Annotated in this window: 1 protein-coding gene; it reads left to right on the forward strand. The window is 31.5% G+C overall.

Annotation, left to right across the window (positions count from 1 at the left end; genetic code table 11):
• Positions 1–121: 121 nt before the first annotated feature.
• Positions 122–805 (forward strand): hypothetical protein, encoded by a 684-nt coding sequence (locus AAHB15_RS29940; protein WP_144568849.1) that lies wholly within the window; start codon positions 122–124, stop codon positions 803–805.
• Positions 806–812: the final 7 nt, after the last annotated feature.

Genomic DNA, 812 nt, shown 5'->3' on the forward strand with positions numbered 1-812 from the left:
GGCTGACCTTATAATACGAACGGGGCAGGTTAGTGACAGAAGCAGTAGTGGTTTTTCTTCATTTTCATAGACATTTCCATATATATACTGATAGAATAATCAGAAATATCTTAAAGGTGGAATTGAATTGAAAAAAAGATTAGGATGCCTACACGCTCATTATTCAAATATTGAGTATATCGATAACGCACTTTCCTCATATGACATTGAATTAATACATTTTGTTGACCCCGCATTAATGTATAGAGTTACGTCTGATGAGAACTTCAAAGAAGCAAATGCCCAAAATAAAGTTAAGGAGCAAATAGAGTGGATTGCCCAATGTAATGTTGATGCTATTCTAATTACTTGTACAAACTATATTGCAATTTTACAGGAAGAACAACTTTCAATATCAGTGCCAATTATCAAAATTGATGAACCCTACTTTAAATATATCTGTAATATACAGCAACCTCAGACAATCTTATTTACAAATCCCGCAACTGTTAAAGGGACAATGGACCGTCTCAATCAATATGCTTATAATCATCAAAAATCTGTGGATATAGAGGTAATTGTCATTAACAATGTTTTTGAATTGATAATGCAAGGTCTAAAACAAGAATATAACCAAGAAGTTTCCAATTTTCTAAATGAAATTATTAAAGGAGATGAAATTATCTCAGTTGCTCAATTATCTATGGTCGATGCATCCAAGAAAGTTGAGTATAAGACATCAAAACCTATAATTAATCCATTGGATACATTAATTTCTTCCGTTGTTAGTCAATTACAATTAGACAAGAAATCAGTGGTAATCTAATTTTTCC

Origin of the sequence: Bacillus sp. OTU2372, assembly GCF_038440275.1 — a bacterium.
In the GTDB taxonomy this organism is placed as follows: domain Bacteria; phylum Bacillota; class Bacilli; order Bacillales; family Cytobacillaceae; genus Neobacillus; species Neobacillus bataviensis_B.